We start from the raw sequence: 6,696 nt of genomic DNA, 5'->3' as shown, positions 1-6,696 counted from the left end.
GCCGCTGTGGCGGAATTGGCAGACGCATACGACTCAAAATCGTACGGGAAACCATATGGGTTCGAGTCCCATCAGCGGCATTTAAAAAGGCCTGCACTCATGCCGAAGCATGGTGCAGACCTTTTTATTTCTCTCTATTCAGTTTTCTCTTACCATTCCTTTTTCGACAGACGTTCTAGTTCTTCTGCCGCCTTGCGTCATTGAAGAACATGATGGCACAGATCACCATGACAACGCAGACAAGGTATGTAAGTACTGTAAGGGGCAGTGATGTCACGATAAATCCGGCGATCAGCACGCCGATAGCTCCGGTAAAAATCATGGGGATCGTGGATGCACGGTTGTATTTTCCTTCCTTGATGAAGGTAATGCCACATGCAGGACACAGGTAAGCACAGGATCCCATCATAACCGGGAAGGCCACGTCCGCGCTCATTCCAAGCAGAAGCACGATAGCCATGCAGGGAGCGTAAAGTCCGATACCGGCCGTCATCAGGATACCGAGAATGAAGTTTGCGATCACTCCTACAACAAGCATACCACCTTCCAGTCCTCTTGCTGTCCCGAGAATACCGAACGGTCCCACCGCATTGATCTTGCACAGAGTGATAGCTGCCACAATGATCAGCGCAACACCCATTACAACACGGATCTTCATAATATCAAGCCTGGAAATAATCTTTGCGCCGAGAATGGAGCCGATAATGGCCGCGGCGATCATGAGAACGAGAGTCAGCGAGTCCATCTCGATCCTGGTCATAGTGATGGTCGCCTCAACACAGATAGGAATACCAAACGCTACATTCAATGTTCCGGGGATCAGGTCGTCCCTTACGGACTTATTGAACTTCCATGCCGATGTGGCGATGGCATAGCTTCCGATTCCCAGCGTATCAAAAAAGTTGGCTATCAGACTGATCAATGAATTGTACCCCATCTTGGTCTTATCCAGCTCGTCTTTGTGGGCAAGGACGTCTCTGACCAGCACCACGAAGAACACAGCGGCAAAGATCCACATGATAATAAGTAATATCGTTGCAGCACTCATAATTTTCTCTCCAATACCTTTTTCGCGCTATGGCGTTTTAATGCATGAAACCATTATAATACTTTGTCATTTTTTTGTCAACTGAATTTTAAGTTTTCTTTCTAAATACATGTTATTTTACAGATTTTATCTGTTTTCTCAAAATATATTTTATTCATTTTTCAGATTAAAGAGATTGTTTTCTCACAAATAAAAGACAGGCCACATGAAAGACCTGTCTTTTTCTGATCTGTTTCTAAAGATTGTCTGCCGGGAAGAGAATACTGTCCAGAGATGTCAGATCATCTTCGTTGATATAGTACATATTGTCATCATTCAACTCCACATGAAGCTCCACTGTCTGGGCTTCACCGTAGGACGGCTCTGCTACTCTCTGCACAAGGCTGTCATACATTTTCTGGAAAACCATCTCATTGATCTCCTCGTCGCTGGGCATCTGGGAAATATCTGTGATATTGGCCATCTCCGCCTGCACAGCACTGAGCACTTCGTCCTGAAGTCCGTCAAAAGCTGTAAACGGCTCCGCGCTCACCTCTACCACAAATCCTCCGTCTTCTCCCTCTGTAGCCTCACCCAGTTCATATTTTGCCTGGGCCAGCATGTCCTGGAAAAGCTGGCGGTAGTTAGCCGACAGCTCATCCGACAGCCCGGCGTCTGTAAAGCCTCCCATGGACATGATATTATCCAGGTTATCGTCAAACAGCTGCTGTGCCTCTTCTTCCGTGGAGTCTGTCTGCTCTGTGTACTCTGAAAAATCCGCTTTGTAGCTGGCGTCCAGAACTGACTGTACATAGGCCTTGGCGTCATCTGTGGTCATCCCTCCACAGCCTGCCAGAGACAGCATCATGATAAGCGCAAGTACAGCACCAAACACTCTTCTTGTCATCTTCATATTCAATTCCTCCTCTTATAAAGTAGACTCTTTACGGATAGTTTACACAAAAGAGGTTGAATTGTCTATCTATTTTACCAGATTTTTACCAATTTCAAAACAATCAAAGGTTGCAAAGTAATCTTTCGGAGTTTCTGCTCTTCTAATAAGCTGTGTACTGCCATCTTCCTTCAAAAGAACTTCCGCAGAACGCAGCTTTCCATTATAGTTGTAGCCCATGGAAAAACCGTGGGCCCCTGCATCGTGGATCACAAGCAGGTCTCCGATATCGATCTTCGGCAGCCTCCGGTCTACGGCAAACTTGTCATTGTTCTCGCAGAGAGACCCGGTTACATCGTAGACGTGATCGCAGGGCTCATCCTCCTTGCCCATCACGGTGATATGGTGGTATGCCCCGTAAATAGCAGGTCTCATCAGGTTGGCCGCGCAGGCATCCACACCGATGTACTCCTTGTAGGTGTGTTTCTCATGGACAGCCTTTGTCACCAGGCAGCCGTATGGTCCCAGCATGAACCGGCCCAGCTCCGTGTAGATGGCCACGTCTCCCATGCCGGCGGGGACAAGTACTTCCTCATACACTTTTCTCACGCCCTCACCGATGACCCGGATATCATTGGGCTCCTGGTCCGGTTTATAGGGAATACCGATACCTCCGGACAGATTGATAAATTTAATATGCGCCCCGGTTTCTTTCTGCAGACGCACTGCCAGTTCGAACAGTACTTTTGCCAGCATCGGATAGTACTCGTTTGTCACGGTATTGCTGGCAAGGAACGCATGAATACCGAATTCCTTAGCCCCTTTTTCCTTCAGGATCCTGAATGCGTCAAAGATCTGGTCTGTGGTCATCCCGTATTTCGCATCCCCCGGGTTGTCCATGATATCGTTGCTGATCTTAAAGATCCCGCCCGGATTATAACGGCAGCTTATCGTCTCCGGAATATGGCCGATGGCCTTCTCCAGGAAATCAATATGAGTAATATCGTCCAGGTTAATGATGGCCCCCAGTCTGTCCGCCAGTCTGAAGTCCTCCGCCGGCGTGTCGTTGGAGGAGAACATGATATCTTCTCCTGTTGCGCCGATGGCCTCTGAGAGCATCAGTTCCGTGTAGGACGAGCAGTCGCATCCGCATCCGTACTCCTGCAGGATTTTTATAAGAAACGGATTAGGTGTTGCCTTCACCGCAAAATACTCTTTGTATCCCTTGTTCCAGGAGAAAGCCTCCTTCAATGCCTCCGCATTCTGCCTGATCCCCTTTTCATCGTAGAGATGGAAGGGTGTAGGGTACTCTTTTACAATCTCCTCCAGCTGTTCTTTTGTCACAAATGGCTTTTTCGTCATAGCATTTTTTCTCCTTTCCTGTATTCAAGAAGCCTGATCTCATTTGCCAGCGCACGCTTATAAAGTTCCACGAAATTTTTCTGACCGGAGTAAAGGCATGTATTCCGGCTTCCCGGACCCATCTCTCCTGTCAGCGCGGACCTGGAATCCACGATCACGCCGATCTGAGTCCCCTCCTGCATATCCGGATAAATTTTCACCTGTTCCCCCTCAAGGGTGAAGGGACCATCTGTGAGAAGGACTGTCTTCTTTCCTTCTCCTGCCAGTCGGGAAAGCTCCCTCTCAAAAAGCGGCAGCCTGTCGCATGCACACACCATATAGGCCCTCTCCCTGGCCGAAGCGAGAAGATTTTTCACCTTGTCCACAATGTTCTGCTGTCCTTCGATGGTAATATACCCTTCTTCCGCCTCTTTCTTTTCGGGGGCATTTCGCTGAAGCCAGTCCCGGGTCTCCGCCAGCTTCCGGATCCGGTTGCCGCAGAATTCCTCCAGACTGACAGCCACATACTTCCGCGTATGGCCCTCCTCCAGAACGCGGGCTCCCCCTTTGTCCGCCAGGCTGGCCAGCGCGCTGTAGGCGTTGGACCGGGAAATGCCGGTGAACTTGGCTGCCTCGTAGCCGCTGCACTTCCCCTCATCCAGAAGGCAATAATAGAGCGACGCCTCCTGCCTGGTCAGCCCGAATTCCATCAGCTTGTCCGTGTAATCTGCCCGTCCCATCAAGCCGCCTCCTTTTAGTAGTTCTTTACAGAACTACTATAGTACGTCCCAGAGTGATTGTCAACAGCATTCTCTGCTTTTTCAAGCTCTCCCCTCAAGGCTGTCAGCTATATGAAATAAGCCGGCAGGGAACACGCCCCTGCCGGCTGTATCACTTTTCTTATTCGATGACCGCGATCCGCATCATGTTGCTGGCACCCTCGCGTCCTCTGTCTGTATTCCTTGACGGAAGTCCCGCCGTCAGCACGACCACGTCCCCTGTCTCAGCAAGCTGTTTTGCACAGACAAGCTCGATGGCGCTGGCGCAGATATCCTCCGTGGAGTTGAACTGGATAGATTTCATAGGGCAGACTCCCCAGTAGATCTGCATCCTGCGCAGAGTCCTCTCGTCAGGTGTTACGCCGATGATAGGTGTTCTCGGCTTGAATTTGGAAACCACTCTTGCCGTAGCTCCGGATACGGAGGGAGTAATGATGCATTTTGCCCCCAGGTTATAAGCCGTGGTAACGGAAGCATGTCCGATGGCTGTGGAGATACCTTTCATCCGGTGCTCCTCCGCCTTTCTCAGCATCATGTCGTAATCCAGGTGATCCTCTGTGTTGCACACAATGTGCACCATCATCTGAAGGGCCTCTACAGGGTACTTGCCCTGAGCTGTCTCTCCGGAGAGCATGACCGCATCTGTCCCGTCATATACCGCGTTGGCCACGTCTGTTACCTCCGCTCTTGTAGGGCGTGGATTACGGATCATGGAATCCAGCATCTGGGTAGCTGTGATAACCGGTTTATAGTAGTAATTACACTTCTGGATGATCATCTTCTGGAGATAGGGAACCTCCTCCGCCGGGATCTCCACGCCCAAGTCTCCCCTGGCCACCATAATGCCGTCTGCGCAGCGGATGATCTCATCAATGTTCTTGATTCCCTCGGCATTTTCAATTTTTGCGATGATAGGTGTGTAGGGAGCGCCGCACTCATTTAAGAAAGCGCGGATCTCCACAATGCACTCTGCGTTGCGGACAAAGGAGGCAGCGATAAAATCAACGCCCTGCTCCACGCCGAACCGCAGGTCCTCCCTGTCTTTATCTGTAATGGCCGGAAGCCGCACCGGGACATTAGGCACATTGACGCCCTTGCGCTCTCCCAGTTCTCCGCCGTTCTCGATGACGCAGACGATCTTTTTCTCCGACTTGCCGGTCACTTTCAGCTCGATCAGGCCGTCGTCGATGAGGATCCTGCTTCCCACAGACACATCGTCCACAAGTCCTGGATAGCTGATGGAAACGCCGTTCTCATCTCCCACTGTCTCCTCCGCTGTCAGGGTAAATTTCCCGCCTGTCTGAAGCTGTACTTTTTTACCATCTTTCAGCAGGCCGGTACGGATCTCCGGTCCTTTTGTATCAAGAAGAATCGCAACCGGCCTGTTTTCCTCGTCGCGGATCTTCTTGAGCATATCCATTCTCGTTTTCTGCTCCTGGTGGTCGCCGTGAGAAAAATTGAAACGGGCAATATCCATTCCGTTTTTCACAAGCTCTCTCATCAGGTTCTCATCATTTGTATTCGGTCCCATAGTACAAATGATCTTTGTTTTTTTCATACTCATTTCTCTCATTCCTCCACTTCTTTACTCATCTGACTCATTTCATTTTCTATCTGAACAGGCGCTTGATTTGCCTCCGTAAATGTCCGCTGTCTATTGCACATGGATGTGTGTAAACAGATGATCCTGGCAGTACTCATAATTCCCATTGCACTTGGAACAATACCTGAACTCCAACGTCGGATCGTCCAGCTCCGTCCTTCCGCACACCGCGCAGCGGTGCCGGGCGCCGCCTGCATAGTGGTTCTCCGGGCGGATCTTCTGCTGAAACTGTCTTTTTCTCCTCTGCTGTTTCGGAGAAAATCTCTGCATATTCCTGGAGCCCAGGAAGAAAATAACAAAGTTAAGGATGGACACAGCCGCTGCAATAGCATTTGACTGGTAGATAACCCCGAATATTCCGCCGCCATAGGCCGGAAGGAATGCCTGCGCAATAGTATAAAGGAAATACAGTCCGTCCAGCCAGCCCAGCCATTTCGCCTTCACCGGGATCATGAAAAACAGATAGAACTGCATATCCGGGTAGATGGCGGCAAAGGCCAGGAACAGGGACATATTCAGGTACCACGTCCCCAGAGGGAAGGATACGCCGGTGATAAAGTAGGCCGCAAAGGCCGCGATCACATGGAAAAGCATACCTGCAAAGAAATACAGGTTAAAACGGAATGCGCCCCATGTGCGTTCCAGCTCCCTGCCCAGCATATAGTAGAGATAGAGGGCAAAAATCATGAAAATGTAGCTGCTCTGGGGCGGCTGTATGATAAAGGTCACAACCCTCCAGATCTGTCCGTGCAGGATGGCATTTACATCCAGGGAAAGATACTGATAGTAGAAAGAGGGGGCAAAGAGCTGAACAACCAGTCCCACAACATATAGTATAATAATGTAATACATCAGATTATGGATGGCATATCTGCCAAATTTGCGCTCCAGTTTGTCCAGCCAGTTCATAGAAGAAATACCTGCCTCCCGTAATTGTCAGAATTAGTAAATACTGTAGTCATTCTACCGTTTCGGTATGCTTTTGTCAATTATACCATCTAAGTTTTACCTGATTTTAATATTTCTATAATATTTGTTAATTGTCTTTTGGTCT

6 protein-coding genes and 1 tRNA gene are annotated in these 6,696 nt (G+C 49.4%); 1 reads left to right on the top strand and 6 read right to left on the bottom strand.

All coding sequences use genetic code 11. The features are described 5' to 3' along the window. A tRNA-Leu gene (locus Q5911_RS13330) sits at positions 1 to 80 on the top strand. 95 nt (positions 81 to 175) lie between these two features. On the opposite strand, the gene Q5911_RS13325 is transcribed toward Q5911_RS13330, so the two are convergent. From Q5911_RS13325 to Q5911_RS13300, 6 genes are all read right to left on the bottom strand, one after another. Continuing rightward, positions 176 to 1,048 (bottom strand): sulfite exporter TauE/SafE family protein, encoded by an 873-nt coding sequence (locus Q5911_RS13325; protein WP_281724617.1) that lies wholly within the window; start codon positions 1,046 to 1,048, stop codon positions 176 to 178. A gap of 235 nt (positions 1,049 to 1,283) precedes the next feature. Continuing rightward, on the bottom strand, positions 1,284 to 1,940 hold the full coding sequence (locus tag Q5911_RS13320; protein WP_303183484.1) for a hypothetical protein: 657 nt from the start codon (positions 1,938 to 1,940) through the stop codon (positions 1,284 to 1,286). 69 nt (positions 1,941 to 2,009) lie between these two features. Then, a complete protein-coding gene (locus Q5911_RS13315) occupies positions 2,010 to 3,281 on the bottom strand; it encodes a diaminopimelate decarboxylase (protein WP_076777284.1) in 1,272 nt (423 codons plus the stop codon). After that, positions 3,278 to 4,000: a TrmB family transcriptional regulator gene (locus tag Q5911_RS13310; RefSeq protein ID WP_303183481.1), complete on the bottom strand. Its 723-nt coding sequence runs from the start codon at positions 3,998 to 4,000 to the stop codon at positions 3,278 to 3,280. The genes Q5911_RS13315 and Q5911_RS13310 overlap by 4 nt, the downstream gene beginning before the upstream one ends. Positions 4,001 to 4,160: 160 nt before the next feature. Next, positions 4,161 to 5,597, bottom strand: coding sequence for a pyruvate kinase (gene pyk, locus Q5911_RS13305; protein WP_303183486.1), 1,437 nt, complete (start codon positions 5,595 to 5,597; stop codon positions 4,161 to 4,163). Positions 5,598 to 5,693: 96 nt separating this feature from the next. Then, positions 5,694 to 6,551: a hypothetical protein gene (locus Q5911_RS13300; RefSeq protein WP_076777282.1), complete on the bottom strand. Its 858-nt coding sequence runs from the start codon at positions 6,549 to 6,551 to the stop codon at positions 5,694 to 5,696. Positions 6,552 to 6,696 lie beyond the last annotated feature (145 nt).

Origin of the sequence: Lachnoclostridium phocaeense (assembly GCF_959599685.1) — a bacterium.
In the GTDB taxonomy this organism is placed as follows: domain Bacteria; phylum Bacillota; class Clostridia; order Lachnospirales; family Lachnospiraceae; genus Claveliimonas; species Claveliimonas monacensis.
The sequence above is the reverse complement of the archived record's forward strand: the minus strand, read 5'-3'. Positions and strand labels throughout refer to the sequence as shown.

Bases quoted from the DNA above. Each gene is read 5' to 3' on its own strand.
- Q5911_RS13325 (WP_281724617.1), bottom strand. From the start codon at position 1,048: ATGAGTGCTGCAACGATATTACTTATTATCATGTGGATCTTTGCCGCT.
- Q5911_RS13320 (WP_303183484.1), bottom strand. From the start codon at position 1,940: ATGAAGATGACAAGAAGAGTGTTTGGTGCTGTACTTGCGCTTATCATG.
- Q5911_RS13315 (WP_076777284.1), bottom strand. From the start codon at position 3,281: ATGACGAAAAAGCCATTTGTGACAAAAGAACAGCTGGAGGAGATTGTA.
- Q5911_RS13310 (WP_303183481.1), bottom strand. From the start codon at position 4,000: ATGGGACGGGCAGATTACACGGACAAGCTGATGGAATTCGGGCTGACC.
- pyk (WP_303183486.1), bottom strand. From the start codon at position 5,597: ATGAAAAAAACAAAGATCATTTGTACTATGGGACCGAATACAAATGAT.
- Q5911_RS13300 (WP_076777282.1), bottom strand. From the start codon at position 6,551: ATGAACTGGCTGGACAAACTGGAGCGCAAATTTGGCAGATATGCCATC.